27 protein-coding genes are annotated in these 24,641 nt (G+C 55.3%); 19 read left to right on the top strand and 8 right to left on the bottom strand.

The annotated features are described in order from the left end of the window. Positions 1–103: 103 nt before the first annotated feature. Positions 104–1,288: an MFS transporter TsgA gene (gene tsgA / locus IBT46_RS17720; RefSeq protein ID WP_200546725.1), complete on the bottom strand. Its 1,185-nt coding sequence runs from the start codon at positions 1,286–1,288 to the stop codon at positions 104–106. Positions 1,289–1,563: 275 nt separating this feature from the next. Between tsgA and ppiA the strand changes: the two genes are divergently transcribed. The 3 genes from ppiA to IBT46_RS17705 all read left to right on the top strand — a co-directional run bounded on the left by ppiA (position 1,564) and on the right by IBT46_RS17705 (position 4,150). Then, positions 1,564–2,136 (top strand): peptidylprolyl isomerase A, encoded by a 573-nt coding sequence (gene ppiA / locus IBT46_RS17715; RefSeq protein ID WP_105594028.1) that lies wholly within the window; start codon positions 1,564–1,566, stop codon positions 2,134–2,136. Between the two features lie 133 nt (positions 2,137–2,269). Then, positions 2,270–2,845, top strand: a complete 576-nt coding sequence (locus IBT46_RS17710) for an aminodeoxychorismate synthase component II (protein WP_200546724.1) — start codon at positions 2,270–2,272, stop codon at positions 2,843–2,845. An 87-nt stretch (positions 2,846–2,932) separates the two neighbouring features. Beyond that, complete coding sequence (locus IBT46_RS17705) at positions 2,933–4,150, top strand: aspartate aminotransferase family protein (protein WP_105594026.1); 1,218 nt, start codon at positions 2,933–2,935, stop codon at positions 4,148–4,150. Here IBT46_RS17705 and IBT46_RS17700 read toward each other — a convergent pair. Both IBT46_RS17700 and crp read right to left on the bottom strand, forming a co-directional pair. Continuing rightward, positions 4,147–6,225: a YccS/YhfK family putative transporter gene (locus IBT46_RS17700; protein WP_105594131.1), complete on the bottom strand. Its 2,079-nt coding sequence runs from the start codon at positions 6,223–6,225 to the stop codon at positions 4,147–4,149. The genes IBT46_RS17705 and IBT46_RS17700 overlap by 4 nt on opposite strands. Before the next feature lie 60 nt (positions 6,226–6,285). Then, positions 6,286–6,918: a cAMP-activated global transcriptional regulator CRP gene (gene crp / locus IBT46_RS17695; RefSeq protein WP_048917664.1), complete on the bottom strand. Its 633-nt coding sequence runs from the start codon at positions 6,916–6,918 to the stop codon at positions 6,286–6,288. Between the two features lie 546 nt (positions 6,919–7,464). On the opposite strand from crp, the gene IBT46_RS17690 reads away from it, so the two are divergent. After that, positions 7,465–8,643, top strand: coding sequence for an amidohydrolase (locus tag IBT46_RS17690; protein WP_200546723.1), 1,179 nt, complete (start codon positions 7,465–7,467; stop codon positions 8,641–8,643). Between the two features lie 17 nt (positions 8,644–8,660). Here IBT46_RS17690 and IBT46_RS17685 read toward each other — a convergent pair whose 3' ends face one another. From IBT46_RS17685 to IBT46_RS17675, 3 genes are all read right to left on the bottom strand, one after another. After that, complete coding sequence (locus IBT46_RS17685) at positions 8,661–9,530, bottom strand: phosphoribulokinase (protein ID WP_105594024.1); 870 nt, start codon at positions 9,528–9,530, stop codon at positions 8,661–8,663. Positions 9,531–9,627: 97 nt separating this feature from the next. Then, complete coding sequence (locus IBT46_RS17680) at positions 9,628–9,846, bottom strand: YheU family protein (protein WP_105594023.1); 219 nt, start codon at positions 9,844–9,846, stop codon at positions 9,628–9,630. Next, complete coding sequence (locus tag IBT46_RS17675) at positions 9,846–10,862, bottom strand: hydrolase (RefSeq protein WP_200546722.1); 1,017 nt, start codon at positions 10,860–10,862, stop codon at positions 9,846–9,848. Before IBT46_RS17675 ends, IBT46_RS17680 begins: the two co-directional genes overlap by 1 nt. Before the next feature lie 59 nt (positions 10,863–10,921). Here IBT46_RS17675 and IBT46_RS17670 point away from each other — a divergent pair, with 59 nt between their 5' ends. From IBT46_RS17670 to tauD, 5 genes are all read left to right on the top strand, one after another. Then, on the top strand, positions 10,922–11,524 hold the full coding sequence (locus IBT46_RS17670) for a LysE family translocator (protein ID WP_200546721.1): 603 nt from the start codon (positions 10,922–10,924) through the stop codon (positions 11,522–11,524). A 334-nt stretch (positions 11,525–11,858) separates the two neighbouring features. Continuing rightward, the gene (tauA, locus tag IBT46_RS17665) at positions 11,859–12,836 is read left to right on the top strand and encodes a taurine ABC transporter substrate-binding protein (RefSeq protein WP_105594020.1); all 978 of its coding nucleotides are present in this window, start codon (positions 11,859–11,861) and stop codon (positions 12,834–12,836) included. Positions 12,837–12,850: 14 nt separating this feature from the next. Continuing rightward, complete coding sequence (gene tauB, locus IBT46_RS17660) at positions 12,851–13,618, top strand: taurine ABC transporter ATP-binding subunit (RefSeq protein ID WP_200546720.1); 768 nt, start codon at positions 12,851–12,853, stop codon at positions 13,616–13,618. Then, on the top strand, positions 13,615–14,442 hold the full coding sequence (gene tauC / locus IBT46_RS17655; RefSeq protein WP_200546719.1) for a taurine ABC transporter permease TauC: 828 nt from the start codon (positions 13,615–13,617) through the stop codon (positions 14,440–14,442). Before tauB ends, tauC begins: the two co-directional genes overlap by 4 nt. Continuing rightward, positions 14,439–15,290, top strand: coding sequence for a taurine dioxygenase (gene tauD / locus IBT46_RS17650; protein ID WP_105594017.1), 852 nt, complete (start codon positions 14,439–14,441; stop codon positions 15,288–15,290). The genes tauC and tauD overlap by 4 nt, the downstream gene beginning before the upstream one ends. Before the next feature lie 115 nt (positions 15,291–15,405). Here the strand turns inward: tauD and IBT46_RS17645 are convergent, their stop codons facing one another. Further along, the gene (locus IBT46_RS17645; RefSeq protein ID WP_200546718.1) at positions 15,406–17,310 is read right to left on the bottom strand and encodes an ABC transporter ATP-binding protein; all 1,905 of its coding nucleotides are present in this window, start codon (positions 17,308–17,310) and stop codon (positions 15,406–15,408) included. 125 nt (positions 17,311–17,435) lie between these two features. On the opposite strand from IBT46_RS17645, the gene kefG reads away from it, so the two are divergent. The 4 genes from kefG (at position 17,436) to slyD (ending at position 20,733) form a co-directional block, all read left to right on the top strand. Continuing rightward, complete coding sequence (gene kefG, locus IBT46_RS17640) at positions 17,436–17,987, top strand: glutathione-regulated potassium-efflux system ancillary protein KefG (protein ID WP_105594015.1); 552 nt, start codon at positions 17,436–17,438, stop codon at positions 17,985–17,987. After that, on the top strand, positions 17,987–19,792 hold the full coding sequence (gene kefB / locus IBT46_RS17635; RefSeq protein ID WP_105594014.1) for a glutathione-regulated potassium-efflux system protein KefB: 1,806 nt from the start codon (positions 17,987–17,989) through the stop codon (positions 19,790–19,792). The genes kefG and kefB overlap by 1 nt, the downstream gene beginning before the upstream one ends. 56 nt (positions 19,793–19,848) lie before the next feature. Next, complete coding sequence (locus tag IBT46_RS17630; RefSeq protein ID WP_105594013.1) at positions 19,849–20,049, top strand: YheV family putative zinc ribbon protein; 201 nt, start codon at positions 19,849–19,851, stop codon at positions 20,047–20,049. A gap of 141 nt (positions 20,050–20,190) precedes the next feature. Beyond that, the gene (gene slyD / locus IBT46_RS17625; protein ID WP_200546717.1) at positions 20,191–20,733 is read left to right on the top strand and encodes a peptidylprolyl isomerase; all 543 of its coding nucleotides are present in this window, start codon (positions 20,191–20,193) and stop codon (positions 20,731–20,733) included. Between the two features lie 107 nt (positions 20,734–20,840). Here the strand turns inward: slyD and IBT46_RS17620 are convergent, their stop codons facing one another. Further along, entirely contained in the window at positions 20,841–21,059 is a 219-nt protein-coding gene (locus IBT46_RS17620) for a protein SlyX (RefSeq protein WP_105594011.1), read from the bottom strand. A 290-nt stretch (positions 21,060–21,349) separates the two neighbouring features. Between IBT46_RS17620 and fkpA the strand changes: the two genes are divergently transcribed. From fkpA to rpsL, 6 genes are all read left to right on the top strand, one after another. Beyond that, positions 21,350–22,168: an FKBP-type peptidyl-prolyl cis-trans isomerase gene (fkpA, locus tag IBT46_RS17615; RefSeq protein WP_200546716.1), complete on the top strand. Its 819-nt coding sequence runs from the start codon at positions 21,350–21,352 to the stop codon at positions 22,166–22,168. A 210-nt stretch (positions 22,169–22,378) separates the two neighbouring features. Continuing rightward, entirely contained in the window at positions 22,379–23,101 is a 723-nt protein-coding gene (locus IBT46_RS17610) for a transcriptional regulator (protein WP_200546715.1), read from the top strand. Next, positions 23,101–23,487, top strand: coding sequence for a sulfurtransferase complex subunit TusD (tusD, locus tag IBT46_RS17605; RefSeq protein WP_105594008.1), 387 nt, complete (start codon positions 23,101–23,103; stop codon positions 23,485–23,487). Before IBT46_RS17610 ends, tusD begins: the two co-directional genes overlap by 1 nt. After that, positions 23,487–23,846: a sulfurtransferase complex subunit TusC gene (tusC, locus tag IBT46_RS17600; RefSeq protein ID WP_200546714.1), complete on the top strand. Its 360-nt coding sequence runs from the start codon at positions 23,487–23,489 to the stop codon at positions 23,844–23,846. The genes tusD and tusC overlap by 1 nt, the downstream gene beginning before the upstream one ends. 7 nt (positions 23,847–23,853) lie before the next feature. Beyond that, entirely contained in the window at positions 23,854–24,141 is a 288-nt protein-coding gene (tusB, locus tag IBT46_RS17595; protein WP_200546713.1) for a sulfurtransferase complex subunit TusB, read from the top strand. A 125-nt stretch (positions 24,142–24,266) separates the two neighbouring features. After that, positions 24,267–24,641, top strand: coding sequence for a 30S ribosomal protein S12 (gene rpsL / locus IBT46_RS17590; RefSeq protein ID WP_075182598.1), 375 nt, complete (start codon positions 24,267–24,269; stop codon positions 24,639–24,641).

Below are 24,641 nucleotides of genomic sequence, written 5' to 3'. Positions count from 1 at the left end.
TCGGTCGGGTATTGAGGGGGGTTAACGGATGATTTACCGGAATGACATATAAAAAAAGCCGGTGCACAGGCACCGGCTTTTTAGCTGCATTAACGGTCGCGAATTAATGCGAGTTCATATGGCCATGCAGCTTGTGCTTGCTGACGAAGCCCAGCAGCAGGCACATCACAAACACCACCGCGTACAGGCCGTTAGCCGTTGCCAGCGCGGCGTGAGCACCGCCTTTTTCCACGATAGGGCCGGTCACCACGAAGGTCAGCATGGTGCCCACGGTGCCGCAGGTCAGAATAAAGTTCACCAGTTTTGGTGAAGACGCTTTGGTCTGCAGCGAGCCCAGGGTGATGATGGTGGTGTAGATAGCGCTGGAGAAGAAGCCCAGGCTCAGCATGATCCACTTCAGCATTGAGGCGTCGGTGGTGGTGATGAACCAGTACATCAGCGCGGTAGCCAGCAGGGCCAGCAGGGTGACGATACGCTGTGGATCGAAGAAGCGCAGGATGGCGCTGAACGCCCACATACCAACCATATAGGCGGTCCAGAAGTTGCCCACCAGACTACCGGCCTGGCCAATATCCATGCCCATGCTTTTGGTCGCATACTGAGGAACCCAGCCGATAAAGCCCAGCTGGCCGAGGATATAGCACAGAGCGGCCACTGCCAGGAAGCCAACGCCCACGCCCCATTTTTCCTTTTTGACCGGCTCGCCGCTGGTGGCTTTCTTGCCCAGTACCGGGAATTCAAAGCACAGCGCCAGAACAAAGATCGCCACGTAGATCACGCCGATGCACACGTAAACCCAGTACCACGGTAACGCACGCGCCAGCAGAGCGGCAGCGATAATCGGGAAGATAGTACCGGCCATGCTGAAGAAGGAGTCGGTAAACAGCAGGCGCGAACCGCGCTGGCGTCCTTCATAAAGATGGGTGATCAGGAAGGTACCGATCGACATGGTAATACCGCTCACCACGCCCAGCACGAACATGCAGAGCGAGAAGACGCTCAGGCTGTGGCTGGTCATCAGCCCCAGTATCGCCAGAACCATCAGCACGAAGCCAAAAATCAGCTGACGCTTCAGCGGCACGATTTCCATCAGCCAGGCGTTAAGGAATACGGCCAGCAGTATCCCGGCGTTAAGAAATGTAAAGGTGTTGCTCATCTGAGCCACGGGAAGCTGGAAGTACTCTGCTATATTCTCCAGTACCATACCGGTAACGATAACCACTGCACCGGTCAACGCATAAGAGAAGAAGCTGATCCAGGTAAGTCCGATTCGATCGCGATTTGTCATAGTGGAAACCTGTCTGGAAGGAAGTTTCTCAGGCGAGGTACCTGAGATATGCCGTAGGAGTTTAACCATATTCGTGATCTGCATGAATATTTAATGAAATAATAATTATCGAATTTCACTGTTAGTGTGATTTTTGTCACATTTATTCATTGGTCATTTACTTTTACAGCAATGTCTTCCTGAGTAAATAAAGGTAAAACGCTGGCGCGTTGGTAAGTGCCTATTTACAATCAGCGTTGTATTTATGGCTTATTGCCCTCAGTAAGGAATATTTCATGTTGAAACGTACTTTGACCGCGGTGGCGGCAGTTCTCGCACTGTCATCGATCTCTGCTTCTGCATTCGCCGCGAAAGGGGATACACATGTACTGCTGACCACTTCAGCAGGTAGCATTGAGCTGGAATTGAATAATCAGAAAGCCCCTGTTTCGGTAAAAAACTTTGTTGATTACGTCAACAGCGGCTTTTACAACAACACCACATTCCATCGTGTGATCCCGGGCTTTATGCTGCAGGGCGGTGGCTTCACCACTGACATGCAGCAGAAGCAGCCTAACGCTCCGATCAAAAATGAAGCGGATAACGGCCTGCTGAACAAACGCGGTACCATTTCTATGGCGCGTACAGCAGAAAAAGACAGCGCAACCAGTCAGTTCTTTATTAACGTGGCGGATAACGCCTTCCTTGATCACGGCCAGCGGGACTTTGGTTACGCGGTGTTCGGTAAAGTGGTTAAAGGTATGGATGTGGCTGATAAGATTGCCCAGGTGCCAACCCAGAATGTTGGTCCTTACCAGAATGTGCCGGTGACTCCGGTGGTGATCCTCTCCGCCAAAGTTCTGCCGTAAGCTTATGCACTGTGCCTGAATCGGTCTGCGGGGCTGGTTCAGGTTTTTGCCTCATCTTCTCTACCGTAAAGAGAGAAGCGAAACGGCGTAAAATCCGTAAAATAGCGGCGTAAATCGTTTACCGGAATTCGCCATGCTGCTGCTTATCGACAATTACGACTCCTTCACCTGGAACCTCTACCAGTATTTTTCTGAACTGGGCACCGAGGTCATCGTTCGCCGTAACGACGATATTACGCTGGCTGAAATTGCCGCTCTGGCCCCTCAACATCTGGTGATCTCCCCCGGTCCGTGTACGCCCAACGAAGCGGGTATCTCACTGGCCGCGATCAGCCATTTCGCCGGTCAGGTGCCCGTGCTTGGTGTTTGCCTGGGGCATCAGGCAATCGCCCAGGCGTTCGGCGCCAAAGTGGTTCGTGCTCGCCAGGTTATGCACGGTAAAACGTCGGCCATTGAGCATAACGACGGCGGCGTTTTTGCCGGGCTGAATCATCCGCTGACCGTCACCCGCTATCATTCACTGATTGTAGAGACCGGGACGCTGCCGGATGAATTTGAGCTGACGGCCTGGACGCTGCGCGACGGCCAGCCGGATGAGATTATGGGATTTCGCCACCGCACGCTGCCGCTGGAAGGCGTGCAGTTCCACCCGGAAAGTATCCTGAGCGAGCAGGGGCATCAGCTGCTGGAAAATTTCCTGCGCTACTGAGTTAGTGTTTGCCTTTTTTTGATTTTTTATGCATATTTCATGACTATATTTTCACATTAATGCAAAGATTAAACGGCGAGGTGGTTGATGGCAGCGGAAAAATTAGCGGTAACGCGGGCAACATTCGATGAAGTGATTTTGCCTGTTTATGCACCAGCGCAGTTCGTTCCGGTAAAAGGAAAAGGGAGCCGCATCTGGGATCAGGAAGGGAAAGAGTACGTCGATTTCTCCGGCGGTATTGCGGTAACGGCGCTCGGTCACTGCCATCCGGCACTGGTTGAAGCGCTGAAAACCCAGGGTGAAACCCTGTGGCATACCAGCAATGTCTTCACCAACGAACCTGCCCTGCGCCTGGCCAGCAAGCTGATTGCTGCTACCTTCGCCGAGCGCGTGTTCTTTGCTAACTCCGGTGCGGAAGCCAACGAAGCGGCATTCAAGCTGGCGCGCTATTACGCTACCCAGCGCCACAGCCCGTTTAAAAGCAAGATCATCGCTTTCCATAACGCCTTCCATGGCCGTACGCTGTTTACGGTTTCCGTCGGTGGACAGCCGAAGTACTCCGACGGCTTTGGGCCGAAGCCTGCCGATATCGTCCATGTGCCGTTTAACGACCTGGCGGCGGTCAAAGCGGTTATCGACGATCACACCTGCGCCATCGTGGTGGAGCCTATCCAGGGCGAAGGCGGCGTAACGCCTGCGACTCAGGAATTTATGCAGGGGCTGCGTCAGCTGTGTGATGAGCATAATGCGCTGCTGGTACTGGATGAAGTACAGAGTGGAATGGGCCGCAGCGGCAAGCTGTTTGCCTATGAACATTACGGCGTGAAGCCGGATATCGTCACCACGGCGAAAGCGCTGGGCGGCGGCTTCCCGGTGAGTGCGATGCTGACCACCAACGAGATCGCATCGGTGATGGCTCCTGGCGTACACGGCACCACCTACGGCGGTAACCCGCTGGCCTGTGCGGTAGCGGAAGCGGCGCTGGATATTATCAATACCCCAGAGGTGCTGGACGGCGTGGCGCAGCGGCGTCAGCTGTTTGTTGATGCTCTGCAAGCGCTGGATGCCAAACTGGATCTGTTCAGCGAAATCCGTGGAATGGGGCTGCTGATCGGTGCCGCGCTGAAACCGCAGCATGCCGGTAAAGCGCGCGACATCCTGAATGCCGCAGCGGCTGAAGGGGTGATGGTGTTGGTAGCCGGTACGGACGTGATGCGCTTTGCACCATCGCTGGTTATCGATCCTGCGGATATTACCGAAGGGATGAAGCGCTTTGCGGCAGCGGTAGAAAAAGTTTTAGGCTAGGGCGACTTGCGTAAACGCCGGGACAGCCAGCGCCCCTGATGCGGGCGCTGGCTCCAGGTCAGCGACGAGATAGTGTGCATGGTGCTGAGGTGGCCGAGAATACGCTTCACGTGCCGTTCCAGGATGGTCACCGGACCCTGATGAAAATCTTCCGGCGCTTCCAGTACGTTGCTGTCTGAGCTGGGGCCGTCATATTCCAGGCGCTGCTGGCAGCGCTGCAGTGCGATTTCGCACGACTGCAAATAGCGCTGTGCCAGTGATTCCGTGAGCATGGTGTGCTCGCGAGCCAGAATCGTCATGGCATTAATGTGTTCGACAATAAACTGGCTGTGGGTCACCCACAGCTGCATATCCTTCAGATAGCTGGCATTAAAGTTTGGTTCCTGCATCGCCTGATGCAGCGAGTTAAACAGCGCGTTGTGGGCCTGATTGACCCGCATCCTCTGCCAGGCCAGTTTTGCCGGTTCCTGTTCCTGTCCCAGCAAAAGCTGCAGCGCTTCCTGATAGGCTTCCAGCGCATCGTGGGCATTCTGCCTTAACAGCCCGCTCTGCCACTGCGGCCACAGCCAGATCATCCCACCAAAGGCAATCAGACAGCCAATCAGCGTATCCATCAGGCGCGGTATCAGCAGCTGCACACCGTTGAGCGACAGCAGTTGCAGCGTGAATACTGTGGTAATGGTAAAGCCGATCGTGGCCCAGCCGTAGAATTTACGGATAAACAGATTACCGATTAGCGTCAGGGCTAGCATAACCAGCAGCATCACCGATTCTGGCGCGTGCAGGCGCAGCATAACGGCGGCAATGACCAGGCCGGCCAGGGTTCCCATTGCCCGGTGCTGAATGCGCACCCGAGTGGCACCGTAGCCATTGAGGCTGACGAACATGACCGTCATCAGTATCCAGTAGGGCTTGGGCAGATTAAAAAACAGCGCCAGCGAGCTGGCAAAGGCAAGCATCACGCCATAGCGTGCAGCGCTGCGCAGGCCCGGAGATTTCAACGACAGGTAGCTCTTCAGCGCCGGGATCAGCGGTAGCCGACGCTGGCGATCCGCCATCAGATCGCGTCGATACAGCGGCCGCTGGGTACGGAGCACACGGGCGATGCGGCTGAAATGGTAATAGCAGAAATTACCCACCGGATTGTCTTTATTCTGCCGGGAGATTTTCTCCAGCGCCTGCAATGGTTTATCCATGGTGAAACGTTCAGGATAGCGATGATAGAGAATGTCATCGGCCAGCACTCGCAGCCGGGCGGCAATGGTTTGTGCATTCCAGCGGATCACCGCTTCGGCGTGGCTCTGTTCCACCAGCTTTTGCACTTCTTCCGGCTGATGCAGGCTGACGGAAATGTGTTCCTGTAGATCCAGTGCCACCTGAAAGGCCCGCGTTAGCCGCTGATAGTGGTTATCCTGGCTGGCGGCCAGCATATACATCTGCTGATAGCAGGTATTAATTAAATCCACCGCTTTCTGCTGGCGTGCCAGCAGCGGCGGGAGGGCCGTCTGCGGGTCGGTCAGCCGGGTCAGCAGCGTATATTTCGCCTCGCAGTAATCGGCCAGCTCGCGATACAGCAGGCTAAGCGTTTCACGCATTGGCTGCTCTTTCCACAGGCGGAACCACAGCCAGTTAAACAGCCCGTACCAGATGGTACCGAGAATATAGAGCAGCGGCGGTTGCCAGAGGGGAACTCTTCCGGCAAGGCTGAGGGTAAAAATGGCGGCAATGAGCGAGGCGGGCAGCAGACGGCCATGTAGTGGACTGATTTCCGCAGTGACGCCCAGCATCAGTGCCATCACCAGCATGATGATCGGCAGCGGTACGCCCTGTTCCCCGGCATACAGGATCATAAAGCTACAGAAGGCAAACAGGCTGCCGCCGATAATCAGGCGCTTGAAAAAACGTTTATGGGGAGTATCAAGACCGGCGTTGTTACAGCAGGCGGGAACCAATGAGAAGAGTAAACCCTGTCGAAGATCGCCCAACAGCCAGCCAACGGCTATCGGCAGGCACAGCACCAGCGTTTGCCGCAGTGCATAGTTCACTTCAGGGTGATAGATGATTCTCCGCCACATGCCCAATACCACAGAAAAAAAAGGCGCGACCAGGCTGTCGCGCCACAGATCCACAACCGCTTAGCGCGTACCGTAAACCACGATAGTTTTACCGTGCGCGGAAATCAGGTTTTGATCTTCCAGCATTTTCAAAATACGCCCCACGGTTTCACGAGAACAGCCAACGATCTGGCCGATTTCCTGGCGGGTGATCTTGATCTGCATGCCATCCGGGTGGGTCATGGCATCCGGCTGTTTGGCCAGATTAAGCAGGGTTTGTGCAATACGACCGGTTACGTCAAGGAAGGCGAGGTTACCCACTTTCTCAGACGTGACCTGCAGACGGCGTGCCATCTGCGAAGAAAGACGCATCAGAATGTCAGGGTTAACCTGAATCAACTGGCGGAATTTTTTATAGGAAATTTCAGCTACTTCACAGGCACTTTTAGCGCGCACCCACGCACTTCGCTCCTGGCCCTCTTCGAAAAGGCCCAGTTCGCCAATAAAGTCGCCCTGATTGAGGTAGGAAAGAATCATTTCTTTGCCTTCTTCATCCTTGATCAGCACCGCTACTGCGCCTTTGACGATGTAGTAGAGGGTTTCTGCCTTTTCACCCTGATGGATCAAGGTGCTTTTGGATGGATATTTGTGAATATGGCAATGTGACAGGAACCATTCGAGGGTTGGGTCTGTTTGCGGTTTGCCGAGAACCATTCGCTGTTATCCTCTTATTGTAATCGTGCCTAAATATACCCTTTTATCACTCAGGTTGCAGAAATGTTAACTGCTTTTTGAAATATTTCGGGTACACAGGGAAGGAGTTCCCTGTCAGGCGCTTCCCATAGGAAAATCAAACGGGCCATACCGTTAAGAGTCTGGCTCATCCTGTTGTCCCGTTTTCACCATGCATTGCAATGCCAGAATAATAATACAGCACCGTTTGTAGCACAGCTTGACCTGGCTGTCTTGTGTTGTGTCATGTTGTCTCGCTTCAGCATAGTGAGAAAAGGAGCGACTGTCGTTTTTATTGTCTTGAGAGGGATCTTTAAGCCTGCTGTACGAGGGCCGTTTTGGCACGGTTCGCCACAGATCTTGCACTGATTTGTGTTTTTATCACCCTATTCACCCTACCCATGAAATACGTTTTCTGCGGCTGTTGGCCCGGTCATTGGCCGGGTGAACACGAGTGACGGATGGGGTGACTGGCTTCACTGCCCGGTAGTCGGCTCTGGCTGCTTTTTCACCGTTACAGGAGTAACTATGAAATCTCAAACCGCGTCACTGATTAAAGATATCACCCCACGAGTACTGCAATGGCGTCGACATATTCATGAGCATGCCGAGCTCTCTTTTCATGAGCAAAAAACTGCGGATTACGTCGCCAGCGAGCTTCAGCAATGGGGTGCATTAACCCTTAGCCGTCCCACACCTAACAGCGTGCTGGCGGAGCTAAAAGGGGCGCGCCCCGGCCCATGCATAGCGCTACGTGCTGATATGGATGCGCTGCCGATCCATGAGCTGAACCAGGAGCCTTTTACCTCGCGTAATGCGGGCGTCATGCATGCCTGTGGTCACGATGCGCATACGGCCATGCTGATGGGAGCGGCCTGGGTACTGTGCCAGCTGCAACAACAGATTGCCGGAACCGTGAGATTTATTTTTCAGCATGCAGAAGAGGTGCCGCCGGGTGGGGCACAGGAACTGGTTTCTCTGGGTGTGCTTAATGGGGTTTCGATGATTTTTGGTCTGCACGTGATGCCGGCTTTTCCTACCGGTACCGTCAGTTTCACCGAAGGTGTTTTTAGCGCGGCCAGTGATAATTTCGATCTGATTCTGCAGGGGAAAGGCTCGCATGCTGCTCTGCCGCATACGGCGTGCGATCCCGTGGTGTTAGGTGCCGGGGTTGTTCAGGAGCTGCAGCAAATCATTTCACGCAGGCTTGACCCTAACGAGGGTGCCGTGCTCAGTATTGCCAGTTTTCTGGCCGACGGGGGCTACAACGTTATTCCGGATGTGGCACATCTCAGAGGAACTCTGCGCACGCTGAGTGAAAACACCCGCATTGAAATCCCAAAAATGATGGAACAGATGCTTGGTGGCATGACGGCGGCGGTTGGGGCCAGCTACAAGCTGGAATGGACAAAGGGTTACACGCTGGGCTTCAATCACCCGGATGCCTGTCGTTTTGCCGCAAAAAATGTGGTGGATACGCTGGGAGCCGACGCGTTGAAAATAATGCCGCATCCCATGTTTGGCTGTGAAGATTTTTCAGCTTACCAGCAGGTTATCCCCGGATGCTTCCTGTTTATCGGTTCGGGAAATGAGGAAAAAGGCACCTGCTGGAGCCTGCATAATCCGCACTTCCGTCTTGATGAAGATGTCCTGCCAATTGGCGTACAGCTGCATATTGGCTTTATCCATCAGCAGCTTATGTCATAGTCGCAATGACTATCCGATCAGCTGATTTTTTTCCCTTCGATCAGCCGTTTAACCAGTGGGCCCATAATCAGTTCCATCGCCAGGCCCATTTTTCCGCCTGGCACTACCAGGGTTTTAATATGGGAGATAAATGAGCCCTGAATCATGGTAAGCAGATAGGGAAAATCGATATCTTCCAGCCCCTGGAAGTGAATAACCACAAAACTCTCGTCCAGTGACGGGATGCCCCGGGCGGCGAAAGGGTTGGAGGTATCCACGGTCGGGACGCGCTGGAAGTTCAGGTGGGTGCGGGAGAACTGTGGCGTGATGTAGTTAATGTAATCTTCCATTGAACGCACCACCGAATCCATCACCGCTTCACGCGAATGGCCGCGCTCGCTGGTATCGCGCACCAGTTTCTGTATCCACTCAAGGTTGACGATAGGCACGACGCCAACCAGCAGATCGACGTTTTCCGCCACGTTATTCTGTGGGGTGAGTACGCCGCCGTGCAGGCCCTCATAGAACAGCACGTCGGTGGGTTCAGGCAGCGGCTGCCATGGGGTAAAGGTCCCCGGCACCTGATTCCAGGGCACCGCTTCATCGTAGGTGTGCAGGTATTTGCGTGATTTGCCTTTACCTGTACGCCCATACTCAATAAAGGTTTGCTCCAGTAGTCCGAAGTCGTTGGCTTCCGGGCCAAAGTAGCTGATGTGTTTACCCAGATCGCGCGCTTTACGGATGGCCATATCCATCTCCGGGCGGGTGAACCGATGGAAGCTGTCTCCCTCGACCTCCGCTGCCCTCAGGTTAAGCTGTTGGAATATTTTCCGGAAGGCAACGCTGGTGGTGGTCGTTCCTGCACCGCTGGAGCCGGTGACGGCGATAACCGGGTGTTTGGCTGACATGGTAAACAACTCCCTGATAGATAGGCGGACGGATCATTCCTAACATGTTTATCGGTGCAAAGTCATCCTCGCCGCGCGGCGACCGGGAAAATTATCCTCAGCCGTTAAACTGCCCGCGCGGCATGATGTTGACGGTTTCATGCAGTTCCGACCACACCAGCACCGCGTCTCCGCTGGCCAGCTGGCGGCGAACGTCTTTCACTTTTTGTTCCAGCGATCGTTCCTGCTCACCGTAGTCGGTTCCCTCGCGCAGAACAAAGGATTCAATCAGGTTATCAAGCGTTTCAGAGTCGAGATCTTTCCAGGGAATAATCATCAGGGTTCCAGCCAGGTTGAAAGCCATTGCGGTATACGCTGTTCCAGCCACATTTGCGGCTGGCGTAGCGTTCCGCCTACAAAACCAACGTGTCCACCGTAGCGGGTCAGCTGATACTCAATATTGTGCGGCAGCAGGGCCGGATCGGGGATCACCTCAGCGGTCATAAAGGGATCGTCCAGTGCATGAATGATCAACAGCGGTTTGCTGATGCCGGGCAGCAGCGGTAGTCCGCTACAGCGGCGATAGTAGTCGGTCGCGTCGGCAAAGCCGTGGGCTCTGGCGGTAATCGCATCATCAAAGGCGCGAAGCTTTTTCAGTGCTCGCAGCTGTGGCAGCTCTATGGGCAGCGTGCCGGGCCAGGCCATCAGCTTGCGCGTGGCGTTCTGCTTGAGCAGATTGAGCAGATAGCGCTGGTAGATACGGGAAAACCCCTGCTCCAGCCGCTGGCTACAGGGTTCCAGCATCAGCGGAGCGGAAACGACTACGCCTGCATCCAGCAGGCAGTTATCGCCCTGTTGCCCCATCAGGCAGGCCAGCATATTACCGCCGAGGGAGACGCCGACAGCGGCGGTCGGCACCTGGCCCCACTCATCGCGCAGCCACTGCAGGAAGTAGCTGGCATCACTGGTCTCTCCGGAGTGATAGATGCGGTTCAGGCGATTCGGCTCACCGCTACAGCCGCGAAAATGCATCACCACGCCCAGCCAGCCGCGATCTTTCCACGCCTGCAGCAGACCGTGCGCATAGGGGCTGTTAAAGCTGCCTTCCAGACCGTGGAACAGGACCACGCGAGGTTTATGCCGCGCCTGTGCCGGGTCTTCACTCCAGGCAAGATCGACGAAATCGCTGTCCGGCAGGGTTAAGCGCTGCCAGTGCGGTTGCAGGGTAATGCGACGTCGCACCAGCCTGGGTAGCAGGGTTTGCAGATGAGGGTTACGGCCTCCGCGCAGAGGCCTGAAAGATTTGCCATCCAGGTGACTGAAAATCCGTGGTTCAGAGCTTGTAGTATCCATAACTCGCTGTTAGCTTCTTCGGGTTGTTTATTTCTTCAGGGGTGGGGAGCACCCGTTCTATGGAACTGAGTCTGTTTCTGTCTATGTTAGGTTTTCTCTGGGTCGCCGCCATCACACCTGGCCCTAATAATATGTTACTCACCGCCTCCGGTGCCAACTTTGGTTTCTGGCGATCGCTGGCCCTGCTGGTTGGCATTATGCTCGGTATGCAGATCATGCTGCTGATGGTGGCGTTTGGTATCGGCGGGTTAATTTTGCTCTATCCCTCCCTGCATCTGTTTATGAAGATTGCCGGTAGCCTTTATCTGCTGTGGCTGGCATGGAAAATCGGCACGGCGAAATATGAGAAGCTGGAGACCGGTGACGGCCCGGCGTCCCCGATGCCGTTCTGGCAGGGTGGTCTGCTGCAACTGATTAACCCCAAAGCCTGGCTGATGGTGCTGGGTGCGGTAGCCAGCTTCAGTCTGGCCGGAAAGGGTTACCTCGGCTCCGTCGTCGCCATCAGTATTGCGCTGGCAATCGTGAACTTCGCGTCGGCGGTGATCTGGCTGGGATTCGGCACGCTGATTGGCCGCATTCTGCGCAGCCGCCGTGCATGGACGATTTTCAACGTGTTCATGGGGCTGCTGACCGCCGCCTGCGTGTTGCTCATCTGGCACTGATATTCCTGGGCGTGTGCAGCACGCCCAGGGCGTTAACTTCTCAAGCCTTGTACTCCACCGCGTCAGTCAGAATCTGGCTGCCACTGGCAGACCCTCAGCCAGCCCTCCAGCAAAGCCAGTACGAAAGCAAATGTTTCATCTGCCATGACATATGCCACCCCTGTGTAATCAGTAATGGCTTAACGCGGCGCTTTGTGCGCTTTCCGGCAGACTTTTGCGTAAAAATTACTAAGTACACTTAGATATAAAAAAGAATTTTTAATTACTTTATTGCGATAGTCGCGCCCGGTTACAAAGGAGGTGTTCACCGATAACAACAATACTGGAGCGGGCTATGGCGGGTAAATTTACGGTTTCAATTCTGGCAGCGGCACTGGGGCTGGCAGCACTTAACGCACAGGCGGTGGACGTGACCGTCGCCTATCAGACATCAGCCGAACCGGCGAAAGTCGCGCAGGCCGACGACACCTTTGCTAAAGAGAGCGGGGCAAAAGTGGACTGGCGCAAATTCGACAGCGGCGCCAGCGTGGTCAGGGCACTGGCTTCTGGTGATGTGCAGATTGGTAACCTCGGTTCCAGCCCGCTCGCCGTTGCGGCCAGCCAGGGCGTGCCGATTGAAGTCTTCCTGCTGGCATCACAGCTCGGTAACTCCGAAGCGCTGGTGGTGAAAAAGAACATTAAAGATCCTAAAGACCTGATTGGTAAACGCATCGCCGTGCCGTTTATCTCCACCACGCATTACAGCCTGCTGGCCTCGCTGAAGCACTGGGGTATCAAGCCGGGCCAGGTCCAGATCATTAACCTGCAGCCCCCGGCGATTATTGCCGCCTGGCAGCGCGGAGATATCGACGGTGCCTACGTCTGGTCACCGGCGGTAAACCAGCTGGAAAAAGACGGCACCGTGCTGACCGATTCCTCGCAGGTGGGGAAATGGGGTTCACCGACTCTCGATGTCTGGGTGGTACGCAAGGACTTCGCCGAGAAGCATCCTGAGGTGGTGACCGCCTTTGCCCGCAGCGCGCTGGCCCCGCAAAAAGCCTATATCGATAACCCGGAAGCCTGGCTGAAGCAGGATGACAACCTGAGCAAGCTGTCGCGCCTGAGCGGCGTACCGACCGAAGATGTGCCGGTGTTGGTCAAAGGGAATACCTATCTTACCGCACAGCAGCAGGTGCAGGAGCTGAACGGCCCGGTGAATAAGGCGATTGTTGATACCGCTAACTTCCTGAAAGAGCAGGGCAAGGTGCCGCAGGTGGCCAGCGACTACAGCAGTTTCGTCACCGATCGTTTTGTTAAACCGCTGACGCAATAAGCGAGGTAAAGCCGATGCTGTCCGTCTCTCATCTCAGCGCTCGCTATCAAAACCAGCTGGCGCTCCAGGATATTAATCTGTCGATCGACAGCGGTGAACTGCTGGTGGTGCTGGGGCCATCCGGCTGCGGCAAAACGACGCTGCTGAACCTGATTGCCGGTTTTATCCCGGCGGAGAACGGCAGCATTACGCTGGACGGCAAGCCGGTCAACGGGCCGGGTGCCGATCGCGGTGTGGTCTTTCAAAACGAAGGGCTGCTGCCCTGGCGTAACGTGCTGGATAACGTTGCCTTCGGCCTGCAGCTGGCCGGGGTCGAAAAAAATGAACGGCGGGAAATTGCCCGCCAGATGCTGAAAAAAGTGGGCCTGGCGGGCGCGGAGCGACGCTTTATCTGGCAGCTTTCCGGCGGGATGCGTCAGCGGGTCGGCATTGCCCGCGCGCTGGCGGCCGATCCGCGCCTGCTGCTGCTGGATGAGCCTTTCGGCGCGCTGGATGCTTTCACCCGCGAACAGATGCAGGAGCTGCTGCTGACGCTCTGGCGGGACAGCGGCAAGCAAATCCTGTTGATTACTCACGATATTGAAGAGGCGGTATTCCTCGCCAGCGAGCTGGTGCTGTTATCGCCTGGCCCTGGCCGCATTGTTGAACGCCTTGCGCTGGATTTCGGCCGCCGCTATGCCAACGGCGAACCGTGCCGGTCAATTAAATCCGACCCGGCGTTTATTGAACGCCGCGAGTATGTTCTTAGCCGGGTATTCCATCAGCGCGAGGTGTTGGTATGAGCTCACTGATTAATGAAAAAAGCACGCCGCGCCGCTGGCGTTTTCGCTGGCCGCTGTCGCGCCAGCTGACGTTGAGTAGCGCTACGCTGGTGGTTTTAATCGCTATCTGGTGGCTGGTGACCGCGCTACAGCTGGTAACGCCGCTGTTCCTGCCGCCGCCGCAGCAGGTACTGCAAAAGCTGCTGACCATCGCCGGTCCGACCGGATTTATGGATGCCACTCTGTGGCAGCACCTGGGAGCCAGCCTGACGCGTATCCTGATTGCGCTGCTGGCGGCGGTGGTGATTGGCGTGCCGGTGGGCATTTTTATGGGGCTGAATGAGACGGTGCGCGGCATTCTGGACCCGCTGATTGAGCTTTATCGCCCGGTGCCGCCGCTGGCCTATCTGCCGCTGATGGTGATCTGGTTTGGCATTGGCGAAACCTCGAAAATTTTACTGATTTATCTGGCGATTTTCGCCCCGGTGGCGATGTCTGCGCTTGCAGGTGTGAAAAGTGCTCAGCAGGTGCGCCTGCGCGCCGCACGTTCGCTGGGAGCCAGCCGTTGGCAGGTGCTGTGGTATGTCGTCCTGCCCGGCGCGCTACCGGAAATTCTCACCGGTTTACGTATTGGCCTGGGCGTGGGCTGGTCCACCCTGGTGGCAGCGGAGCTGATTGCGGCCACGCGCGGCCTTGGTTTTATGGTGCAATCCGCGGGGGAGTTCCTCGCCACTGACGTGGTGCTGGCAGGCATTGCGGTGATTGCCCTGATTGCATTTGCACTTGAGCTGGGGCTGCGTGCCTTACAGCGTCGTTTAACCCCGTGGCACGGAGCACAGTCATGAACGAACGAATTACTATTCAACCGCTTGGGCCCTACATTGGTGCGCAGGTTAGCAATCTGGATTTACGCCTGCCGCTCAGCGACGGTCAGTTTGAACAGCTTTATCATGCGCTGATCCGCCATCAGGTGCTGTTCCTGCGCGATCAGCCGATCACGCCACAGCAGCAGCGTGCGCTGGCGGCTCGTTTCGGCGACCTGCATATTCACCCGGTCTATCCTCATGCCCCCGGCGTGGAGGAAATTATCGTGCTGGATACCCATGACGATAATCCGCCGGATAACGATAACTGGCATACCGACGTCACCTTTATTGAGACGCCGCCCGCCGGGGCCATTCTTGCCGCGAAGCACCTGCCGGAAACCGGCGGAGATACGCTGTGGGCCAGCGGGATCGCTGCCTGGGATGCGCTATCCGAGCCGCTACAGCAGTTGCTGAGCGGGCTGCTGGCGGAACATGATTTTAAGAAATCGTTCCAGGAGTACAAATATCGCGGTAGCGAAGAGGAACACCAGCGCTGGCAGCAGGCGGTCGCGAAGAATCCACCGCTGCTGCATCCGGTAGTGCGGACTCATCCGGTCAGCGGTAAGCAGGCGCTGTTTGTTAATGAAGGCTTCACCACGCGTATTGTCGGCATCAAGGAGAAAGAGAGCGACGCGCTGCTGCGTTTCCTGTTTGCTCATATCACCAAGCCGGAGTTTCAGGTGCGCTGGCGCTGGCAGGTCGGGGATGTGGCCATCTGGGATAATCGGGTGACTCAGCACTACGCGAATGCGGATTATCTTCCACAGCGGCGCATTATGCACCGCGCGACGATCCTCGGGGATAAGCCGTTTTATCGTGCTGAATAATGTCGCTGTAGAGAGAGCGTCTAAACGACGCTGGAAGGGCAATACGGGCTGAATCCGAGGTGTCAGTTCAGCCTGAGCAGGGGACGGCTGAAACCGTCCTCTGCCTGATGGAGCATTATTCCGCGTTTAGCATCGCTTCAAGCTGTTCCTGTGCGTCCAGCCATTCCATTTCACTCTCTTCCAGCGCGGATTTTGCCGCTGCCTGCTGTTGCAGTGCCGCGGTGAGATCGGCCTTGCGGCTTTGCTCGTAGATCGCCGTGTCTGACAGCTTCGCTTCGGCATCCGCCAGCTGAAGGTTGTGCTTCTCCATCAGCTTTTCCAGCTTTTCAATCTGCTTGCGCAGCGGCTGGGTCTGCGTGCGCAGTTCGGCCTCGCGGCGCTTTTGATCTTTACGCGACTGTGCGCTGTTGGCGCTTTCTACTTTCGGGGCGGATTCTGCCGCTACCTGTTTTTGCAGGTCGCTGAGCCACTGCTGATAATCTTCCAGGTCGCCATCAAAGGCTTCCACTTTACCGTCGTGCACCAGATAGAGATCGTCGGTCGTGGATCGCAGCAGGTGACGATCGTGGGAAACCACCACCAGTGCACCCTCAAAGTCGATCAGCGCTTCGGTTAAGGCCTGGCGCATATCCAGATCGAGGTGGTTAGTGGGTTCATCAAGCAGCAGCAGGTTGGGGCGCTGCCAGACGATCAGCGCCAGCACCAGACGGGCTTTCTCGCCGCCGGAGAAGCGTTTCGTCTCCTCGGTGACTTTATCCCCCTGGAAGCCGAAGCCGCCCAGATAATCACGCAGCTGCTGTTCCAGCACCTTTGGTGCCAGCCGCGCCAGGTGCTGTAGCGGGGATTCATCCGCGCGTAAGAATTCAAGCTGATGCTGGGCGAAATAGCCGAGCTTGATGCCTTTCGCCAGACCGATATCACCCTGTAGCGGGGCCAGTTCGCCCGCCAGCAGCTTGATCAGCGTGGATTTACCGGCACCGTTACGGCCCAGCAGGCCAATACGCGATCCGGGTACCAGGTTCAGCTTGATGGAGTTCAGGATTTTTCTGTCGCCGTAGCCTGCGCTGACTTTTTCCATTTTCAACAGTGGATTCGGCAGGCTTTCCGGCTCACGGAAGCTGAAGGTAAACGGGTTGTCGACGTGCGCCGGGGCGATCAGCTCCATACGTTCCAGCATTTTGATACGGCTTTGCGCCTGCTTGGCTTTGGTCGCTTTCGCTTTAAAGCGGTCAATGAAACTTTGCAAATGGGCCACTTTTTGCTGCTGGTACTCAAACATCGACTGCTGCTGTGCCAGCTTGGTGGCGCGCTGAATTTCGAACGAGCTGTAGTTGCCGGTGTATTCGAAGATTGTTTGCTGTTCGATATGCAGGATCTTATCCACCACTGGATCGAGGAAGTCGCGATCGTGGGAGATCAAGATCAGCGTGCCGCTGTAGCTTTTCAGCCAGCGTTCCAGCCAGATCACCGCGTCGAGATCGAGGTGGTTGGTCGGTTCATCAAGCAGCAGCAGATCGGAACGGCAGAGCAGGGCCTGCGCGAGGTTTAAACGCATACGCCAGCCGCCGGAAAAATCACTGACCGGGCGCTGGAGCTGTTCCTGACTAAAGCCCAAACCGCTAAGAAGGCTGGCCGCGCGGGACTGTATTGTCCATGCCTGAATCGCATCCAGCTTGCCGTGCAGCGTGGCGATGGCATGGCCGTCGTTAATGTCGTTGGCATGTGCTAATTCAGACTCAAGCTGACGAAATTCACGGTCGCCGTCGATAACATACTCAATAGCGGCAACGTCCAGCGCGGGCGTTTCCTGGTTGACCCACGCCAGTGACCAGCTACCGGGGTAGCTAAAGCTGCCGGCATCGGCGCTTATCTCGTTTTTAAGCAGAGCCAGCAGCGTGGATTTACCGCAGCCGTTTTTACCGACCAGGCCCACTTTCTGACCGGGATTGATAGTCGCCGTAGCGTTATCCAGCAGTACGCGGACACCGCGACGAATTTGTAACGAGGAGAATACAATCATAAGCGCCGTAAGTTCAGAGTATGTTAAATTAAGTCATCATAATCAGTTTGTCGGAATCACGTATTCCGTTGCGTCGTGCATGGTAGCGGAAATCCCCGGCCGTGACGACGATTTGGAGGGGAATGATGTCGCAGCCGCCTAAAGTTCTGCTGTTGTATGCCCATCCGGAGTCTCAAGATTCGATCGCTAATCGTGTTTTGCTGCAACCGGCTCGTAATCTGGAACACGTGACGGTCCATGACTTATACGCGCACTATCCCGATTTCTTTATTGATATTCACCATGAGCAGCAGCTGCTGCGTGACCATCAAATCATTGTTTTTCAGCATCCTCTCTATACCTACAGCTGCCCGGCGCTGCTGAAGGAGTGGATGGATCGCGTGTTGTCCCGTGGCTTTGCCAGCGGACCGGGCGGTAACGTGCTGGAAGGTAAATACTGGCGCAGTGTGATCACCACCGGCGAGCCGGAGGCGGCCTATCATCAGGAAGGGCTGAATCGCTATCCGATGTCTGAGATTATGCGTCCGTTTGAGCTGACGGCGCAGATGTGCCGGATGCACTGGCTGACGCCGATGATTGTCTACTGGGCGCGCCGCCAGTCTGCTGAAACCATGAAAAACTATGCCAACGCCTACGATGACTGGCTGGAAAATCCACTGCCCTATGGAGGTGTTTAATGGAAGGTGAAACTCTCCTGACCGCAGGCGTGGTGTACCTGTTTGCCGCGGTGATTGCGGTGCCGATTGCGGCGCGCCTGGGTATTGGCGCGGTGCTGGGGTATTTACTGGCGGGTATCGCCATTGGCCCGTGGGGCTTAGGCTTTATCAGCGACGTGGAGGAGATCCTGCACTTCTCCGAGCTGGGCGTGGTGTTCCTGATGTTTATCATCGGCCTGGAACTGAATCCCTCGAAACTGTGGCAGCTGCGCCGTTCGATTTTTGGCGTCGGTGCGGCGCAGGTGATCCTCAGCGCCGCGGTGCTGGGTGGCCTGCTGTATCTGACCGATTTCTCCTGGCAGGCGGCCACTATCGGCGGGATCGGGCTGGCGATGTCGTCTACGGCAATGGCATTACAGCTGATGCGCGATAAGGGCATGAATCGCAATGAATCCGGCCAGCTCGGCTTCTCGGTTCTGCTGTTCCAGGATCTGGCGGTGATCCCGGCGCTGGCGCTGGTACCGCTGCTGGCCGGTAACGACAGCGGCCATACCGACTGGATGAAAGTGGGCATCAAGGTGCTGGCGTTTGCCGGTATGCTGATTGGCGGGCGCTATTTGCTCCGCCCGATCCTGCGTTTTATTGCCGCCTCCGGCGTGCGTGAGGTGTTTACCGCCGCGTCGCTGCTGCTGGTGCTGGGCTCTGCACTGTTTATGGATGCGCTTGGGCTGTCGATGGCGCTGGGCACCTTTATCGCCGGTATTCTGCTGGCAGAAAGCGAATATCGCCACGAGCTGGAAGTGTCGATCGATCCGTTTAAAGGCCTGCTGCTGGGGCTGTTCTTTATTTCGGTGGGCATGGCGCTCAACCTCGGCGTGCTCTATACCCATATTGTTGAGATCCTCGTTGGCGTCGTCGCCCTGGTGGCGGTGAAGACGCTGGTTCTCTATCTGCTGGCCCGCGTTTACGGCCTGCGCAGCTCCGAGCGCTTGCAGTTTGCCGGCGTGCTGAGCCAGGGGGGAGAGTTTGCCTTCGTACTGTTCTCCGCTGCGGCTTCGGCAAAGTTGTTCAGTGGCGATCAGATGCCGCTGTTGCTGGTGACTGTAACGCTGTCGATGATGACCACGCCGCTGCTGATGCAGGGAGTGGATCGTATTCTCGCCCGGCGCTTTAACGAAGCGGACGACACGCAGGAAAAACCGTTCGTTGAAGATGATAAGCCGCAGGTTATCGTGGTGGGCTTCGGGCGTTTTGGTCAGGTTATTGGCCGCCTGCTGATGGCGAACGAAAAGCGCATTACCGTGCTGGAGCGTGATATCAGTGCCGTTAGCCTGATGCGCAAATACGGCTACAAAGTTTATTACGGCGATGCTACTGAACTTGAATTATTGCGGGCGGCGGGTGCAGAAACGGCGCAGTCGATCGTGATAACCTGCAACAGTCCGGAAGACTCGATGGAAATTGTTCATCTGTGCCAGCAGCATTTCCCGCATCTGCAAATTCTGGCCCGCGCCCGTGGCCGAGTAGAGGCCCACGAGCTGCTGCAGGCCGGCGTGATGCAGTTCTCGCGTGAAACCTTCAGCAGTGCGCTGGAGCTGGGCCGCAAGACGCTGATGACGCTAGGCATGCATCCGCACCAGGCGTTTCGCGCTCAGCAGCACTTCCGTCGTCTGGATATGCGCATGCTGCGTGAGCTGATGCCGAATCATACCGACAGTCAGCATATCTCCAGGGTGAAAGAGGCACGGCGCGAGCTGGAGGATATCTTCCAGACTGAGATGCGCCAGGAAAAACGGCAGCTCGACGGCTGGGACGGCAACGAGTAGCGGGCGATTTCTCGGCGAGCGTCCGTACGACAGAACTAAATCATCATTTTTCTGGGATCATTATGCGTAAACGTTTTATCGCTGGTGCAACCTGCCCCAGCTGTCAGGCTAAAGACACTCTTGCTCTGTGGCGGGAGAATAATGTTGATGTGGTTGAGTGCGTTAAGTGTGGTCATCAGATGCGCGAAGCCGATAAACAGGCCCGCGAACAGGTACGCGAGAAGGAACAGGTGATCGGTATTTTTCATCCCGACTAGCGCTACCGCCCAGCTTTTTTTAAGCTGTAGCGTACAGCCGCATTGAAATTCGATACAATTGACGCCACTTAGAGTCCATAACGTTGGTAATGATAGCCAGCGAAGCTAAGGGCTCAACGCTCTCAACGGTTAGGAGAAATCATGAAAGTAGCAAAAGACCTTGTGGTCAGCCTGGCATACCAGGTACGTACAGAAGATGGTGTGTTGGTTGATGAGTCACCGGTGAGTGCACCGCTGGACTACCTGCACGGTCATGGCTCCCTGATTTCCGGCCTGGAGAAGGCGCTGGAAAATCGTGAAGTGGGCGATAAGTTTGATGTGAAAATCGCTTCTAACGATGCCTACGGCGAGTATGACGATAATCTGGTTCAGCGCGTTCCTAAAGACGTCTTTATGGGCGTGGACGAGCTGCAGGTGGGTATGCGCTTTATGGCGGAAACCGATCAGGGCCCGGTTCCGGTTGAAATCACCGAAGTTGAAGACGAGCACGTTGTGGTTGACGGTAACCACATGCTGGCCGGTCAGAACCTGAGCTTCAACGTTGAAGTGATCGCCATCCGTGCAGCAACCGAAGAAGAGCTGGCTCACGGCCACGTTCACGGTGAGCATGACCATCACCACGATCACGACCATGACCACGGTCAGGGCGGTTGTGGTACCGGTGGCTGTGGCTGCAGCCACTAATCGCCGATCGTTAAAAAGCGAGCAGCCGCTATCTTTCTCAGATAGCGGCTTTTTTTTGGTTTTTTTCGGTGTGTGAGCGTAACAGGGAAGCGGGTACAGCGTGACACTCAGTAGTGTGGCGGGGGTGTTTCTTCCGACTGTGATGCGATCTGCGAAGGGGCGGCAGCCTTGAGTTTGTCGGTCAGCAAGCGCATCTGTTCACGCAGCCGCGCCATATCCAGCTCGTGCTGTACCACGGTCTGGTTCAGCTCCTCAATCGTGTGTTCCTGAAACGCCAGTTTACTTTCCAGCACTTCAATTCGCTGTTCCAGCAATGTTTGTTGCATTTTATTCCCTCTTGTTACTACTTACCGTTCGTTCGAGCGGGTGAATTGTCCGATTCTAACGGCAAAAGAGAGGCTAACACAGGTAAAATGGCGTAAATTGGCGATTGAGGGTTGAAAAGTCAGGCGGCTGTTGCCATCACAGACAGTGAAACTTTTCGGCAGCCGGATTGTCGGAAGTTAACTTCTATATTTCAGGCGGGAGTATTTTGTTTTCCCGCGCCCGGTTATAGTACGGACCGAAGGTCTGCAAACGATTCCCGAGGTGAGACGCTTCGGTTTTGGAGAAATGGATGAAATCATTATTTAAAGTCACATTGTTAGCTACCACTATGGCCCTCGCGCTGAATGCTCCGCTGACAATGGCTGCTGATGCGGCCCCGGCTCAGAAAGCGGCAGAGCAGGCACCTAAGAATGCTGCGTTCAAAAACGACGATCAGCAGTCTGCTTATGCACTGGGTGCCTCACTGGGTCGCTACATGGAAAACTCCCTGAAGGAACAGGAAAAACTGGGCATCGCTCTGGACAAAACCCAGCTGATCGCGGGCGTTCAGGATGCGTTTGCCGGTAAAAGCAAACTCTCCGACCAGGAAATCGAACAAACGCTGCAGTCCTTCGAAGGCCGTGTGAAAGGCGCAGCTCAGGCTAAGATGGAAAAAGACGCGAAAGAGAATGCCACCAAGGGTGAAGCTTTCGCTGCTAAATTCGCTAAAGAGAAAGGCGTGAAGAAAACTGAAACTGGCCTGCTGTATAAAGTTGAGAAAGCCGGTACAGGTGATGCGCCGAAAGACAGCGATACCGTTGTTGTGAACTACAAAGGAACCCTGATCGATGGTTCCGAGTTTGATAACTCTTACACCCGCGGCGAGCCGCTGTCGTTCCGTCTGGACGGCGTGATCCCTGGCTGGACCGAAGGTCTGAAGCAGGTTAAGAAAGGCGGTAAGATCAAACTGGTTATCCCACCGAACCTGGCCTACGGTAAAAACGGCGTTCCGGGTATCCCGGCTAACTCCACGTTGGTGTTTGACGTCGAGCTGCTGGATATCAAACCGGCAGCGAAAGCTGAAGCACCAGCCGCCGCACCTGCCGAAGGCGCTGCTAAGCAGAAGTAATTTCTGCTCGCCGCCACCTCAGGGTGGCGGTTTTATTTCCCCCTCGCTTTACCTCGCTGTTTCTTCTGCTTTTTTGCTTAGATCATCATTTCATGACAAAGTCGGGACACATCTTTCTGATATTTGCTAGACTAGCCAACGCGCATTTTAATAAGAATGAGTCTGCCCTTGCGCTGTGTGACAGGCTCTTGTCAAAGGGTGGTGTCGTCTATGTCTGGTTCATTTTTTCCCGCCGATATTACCGATGCGGATCTGCTTGAGCAGCATCCGTTTTCGCCTGCGGATTTTGATATTTTAAGATCATACGAAGCCGTAGTGGATGGCCTGGCCACGCTGATTGGCTCGCACTGTGAGATCGTGCTGCATTCACTGGAAGATTTAAAATGTTCGGCGGTCAGGATCGCGAACGGTGAGCATACCGGGCGGAAAGTCGGATCACCAATCACCGACCTTGCGCTGCGCATGCTGCATGACATGACCGATGCTGACAGCAATGTCTCTAAAACCTATTTCACCCGCGCTAAAAGCGGCGTGCTGATGAAGTCCGTTACTATCGCGATTCGCAACGGCAATCAGCGCGTTGTCGGCCTGCTGTGCATCAACATGAACCTGGATGTGCCGTTCTCGCAGATTATGGCCACGTTTATGCCGCCGGAAACCCCGGATGTGGCTTCGGCGGTAAACTTTGCTTCTTCGGTGGAAGACCTGGTGATGCAGACACTGGAGTTTACCATTGAAGAAGTCAGCGCTGACCGTAACGTATCGAACAACGCCAAGAATCGCCAAATTGTCCTGAATCTCTATGAGAAGGGGATTTTTGATATCAAAGATGCGATTAATCAGGTGGCTGACCGCTTAAACATCTCCAAGCACACCGTTTATCTCTACATCCGCCAGTTTAAAAACGGTGACTTCCACGGGCAGGATAAGTAATGCGTTTCGCGCTGATGGTCACCGGCCCGGCCTATGGCACACAGCAGGCCAGCAGCGCCTGGCTGTTCGCTAACGCGCTGTTGGAACAGGGGCATCAGCTTGAGAGCGTGTTCTTCTATCGTGAAGGTGTGCTGAATGCCAGCCAGCTTAATGCCCCCGCCAGCGATGAGTTCGATTTAACTCGCAGCTGGCAGCAGCTACAGCAGAAATACGGTTTTGCTTTAAACATCTGCGTGGCTGCGGCGCTGCGGCGGGGGATTACCGATCGGCAGGAAGCAGAAAATCTGGGGCTGCCGGCGGCAAACCTGGCAGACGGGTTTCAGCTTTCGGGCCTTGGGGCCCTGGCGGAAGCGGCACTGAGCTGCGACAGAATGGTGCAGTTTTAATGAATCGTATTGCGTTTGTTTTCAGCCAGGCTCCGCATGGCACGAGTGCAGGCCGTGAAGGATTAGATGCCGTACTGGCCACTTCTGCATTGAGTGATGAGGTTGCGCTGTTCTTTATCAGCGACGGCGTGTTACAGCTCACCGCGGAGCAGCAGCCACAGAAAATACTGGCGCGTAACTACATTGCGACCTTCGGCGTTCTACCGCTATACGATGTAGAGCATTGTTATATTTGCGCAGCCGCGCTGGCGGAACGTGGGTTGGCTGTCGACGCGGTTCGTGTACTGCCCGCTGAAGTGCTGGCTCCGGAAGAACTGCGTAGTCGACTAGCGGAATACGACCGGGTGCTCACTTTCTGAGGAAGCTATGCTGCATACTTTGATGACCTCGCCGTTTCGCTGTGACCTGAATGCCGTGGTGCGGCTGTTCGCGGAAGGTGATGATGTTCTGCTGATGCAGGACGGCGTTATTGCCGCACTGGCCGGTAGCCCGGCACTTGAAGTACTACTTCAAGCCCCCATATCTCTATTCGCTTTGAAAGACGATCTTGACGCTCGCGGGCTTTTTGGTCAAATTTCAACCAGCGTGACGGCGATAAGCTATACTGAGTTCGTTGTGCTGGCGGTTAAAAACCCTCAGCAAATAACCTGGTAATGACAGTACCCCTGGTTATTTCTTGACTCTTTTTAAGCTCAGCCCTAAAATTCCGCGGCCTCGTGATTCCGCGAGGTGATTTATTACGTGTTTACGAAGCAAAAGCTAAATCCAGGAGCTATTTAATGGCAACAGTTAACCAGCTGGTTCGCAAACCACGCGCACGTAAAGTTGCAAAGAGCAACGTACCTGCGCTGGAAGCCTGCCCGCAGAAACGTGGTGTATGTACTCGTGTATACACTACTACCCCTAAAAAACCGAACTCCGCACTGCGTAAAGTTTGCCGTGTTCGTTTAACCAACGGTTTTGAAGTTACCTCCTACATCGGCGGTGAAGGTCATAACCTGCAGGAACACTCAGTGATCCTGATCCGTGGCGGTCGTGTAAAAGACCTGCCAGGTGTGCGTTACCACACCGTTCGTGGCGCGCTGGACTGCTCAGGTGTTAAAGACCGTAAGCAGGCTCGCTCCAAGTACGGCGTGAAGAAGCCAAAGGCTTAA

Origin of the sequence: Erwinia sp. S38, from assembly GCF_016624545.1 — a bacterium.
Taxonomy (GTDB): Bacteria; Pseudomonadota; Gammaproteobacteria; order Enterobacterales; family Enterobacteriaceae; genus Erwinia; species Erwinia coffeiphila.
The sequence above is the reverse complement of the archived record's forward strand: the minus strand, read 5'-3'. Positions and strand labels throughout refer to the sequence as shown.

Coding starts and splice junctions, on each gene's coding strand:
- IBT46_RS17675 (WP_200546722.1), bottom strand. CDS start 10,862: ATGGATACTACAAGCTCTGAACCACGGATTTTCAGTCACCTGGATGGC.
- tsgA (WP_200546725.1), bottom strand. CDS start 1,288: ATGACAAATCGCGATCGAATCGGACTTACCTGGATCAGCTTCTTCTCT.
- IBT46_RS17705 (WP_105594026.1), top strand. CDS start 2,933: ATGGCAGCGGAAAAATTAGCGGTAACGCGGGCAACATTCGATGAAGTG.
- tusD (WP_105594008.1), top strand. CDS start 23,101: ATGCGTTTCGCGCTGATGGTCACCGGCCCGGCCTATGGCACACAGCAG.
- tusB (WP_200546713.1), top strand. CDS start 23,854: ATGCTGCATACTTTGATGACCTCGCCGTTTCGCTGTGACCTGAATGCC.
- IBT46_RS17610 (WP_200546715.1), top strand. CDS start 22,379: ATGTCTGGTTCATTTTTTCCCGCCGATATTACCGATGCGGATCTGCTT.
- crp (WP_048917664.1), bottom strand. CDS start 6,918: ATGGTTCTCGGCAAACCGCAAACAGACCCAACCCTCGAATGGTTCCTG.
- IBT46_RS17645 (WP_200546718.1), bottom strand. CDS start 17,310: ATGATTGTATTCTCCTCGTTACAAATTCGTCGCGGTGTCCGCGTACTG.
- IBT46_RS17620 (WP_105594011.1), bottom strand. CDS start 21,059: ATGCAACAAACATTGCTGGAACAGCGAATTGAAGTGCTGGAAAGTAAA.
- slyD (WP_200546717.1), top strand. CDS start 20,191: ATGAAAGTAGCAAAAGACCTTGTGGTCAGCCTGGCATACCAGGTACGT.
- IBT46_RS17685 (WP_105594024.1), bottom strand. CDS start 9,530: ATGTCAGCCAAACACCCGGTTATCGCCGTCACCGGCTCCAGCGGTGCA.
- tauC (WP_200546719.1), top strand. CDS start 13,615: ATGAGCTCACTGATTAATGAAAAAAGCACGCCGCGCCGCTGGCGTTTT.
- tauB (WP_200546720.1), top strand. CDS start 12,851: ATGCTGTCCGTCTCTCATCTCAGCGCTCGCTATCAAAACCAGCTGGCG.
- IBT46_RS17670 (WP_200546721.1), top strand. CDS start 10,922: ATGGAACTGAGTCTGTTTCTGTCTATGTTAGGTTTTCTCTGGGTCGCC.
- tauD (WP_105594017.1), top strand. CDS start 14,439: ATGAACGAACGAATTACTATTCAACCGCTTGGGCCCTACATTGGTGCG.
- tusC (WP_200546714.1), top strand. CDS start 23,487: ATGAATCGTATTGCGTTTGTTTTCAGCCAGGCTCCGCATGGCACGAGT.
- IBT46_RS17690 (WP_200546723.1), top strand. CDS start 7,465: ATGAAATCTCAAACCGCGTCACTGATTAAAGATATCACCCCACGAGTA.
- IBT46_RS17710 (WP_200546724.1), top strand. CDS start 2,270: ATGCTGCTGCTTATCGACAATTACGACTCCTTCACCTGGAACCTCTAC.
- IBT46_RS17700 (WP_105594131.1), bottom strand. CDS start 6,225: ATGTGGCGGAGAATCATCTATCACCCTGAAGTGAACTATGCACTGCGG.
- kefB (WP_105594014.1), top strand. CDS start 17,987: ATGGAAGGTGAAACTCTCCTGACCGCAGGCGTGGTGTACCTGTTTGCC.
- fkpA (WP_200546716.1), top strand. CDS start 21,350: ATGAAATCATTATTTAAAGTCACATTGTTAGCTACCACTATGGCCCTC.
- tauA (WP_105594020.1), top strand. CDS start 11,859: ATGGCGGGTAAATTTACGGTTTCAATTCTGGCAGCGGCACTGGGGCTG.
- ppiA (WP_105594028.1), top strand. CDS start 1,564: ATGTTGAAACGTACTTTGACCGCGGTGGCGGCAGTTCTCGCACTGTCA.
- IBT46_RS17680 (WP_105594023.1), bottom strand. CDS start 9,846: ATGATTATTCCCTGGAAAGATCTCGACTCTGAAACGCTTGATAACCTG.
- rpsL (WP_075182598.1), top strand. CDS start 24,267: ATGGCAACAGTTAACCAGCTGGTTCGCAAACCACGCGCACGTAAAGTT.
- kefG (WP_105594015.1), top strand. CDS start 17,436: ATGTCGCAGCCGCCTAAAGTTCTGCTGTTGTATGCCCATCCGGAGTCT.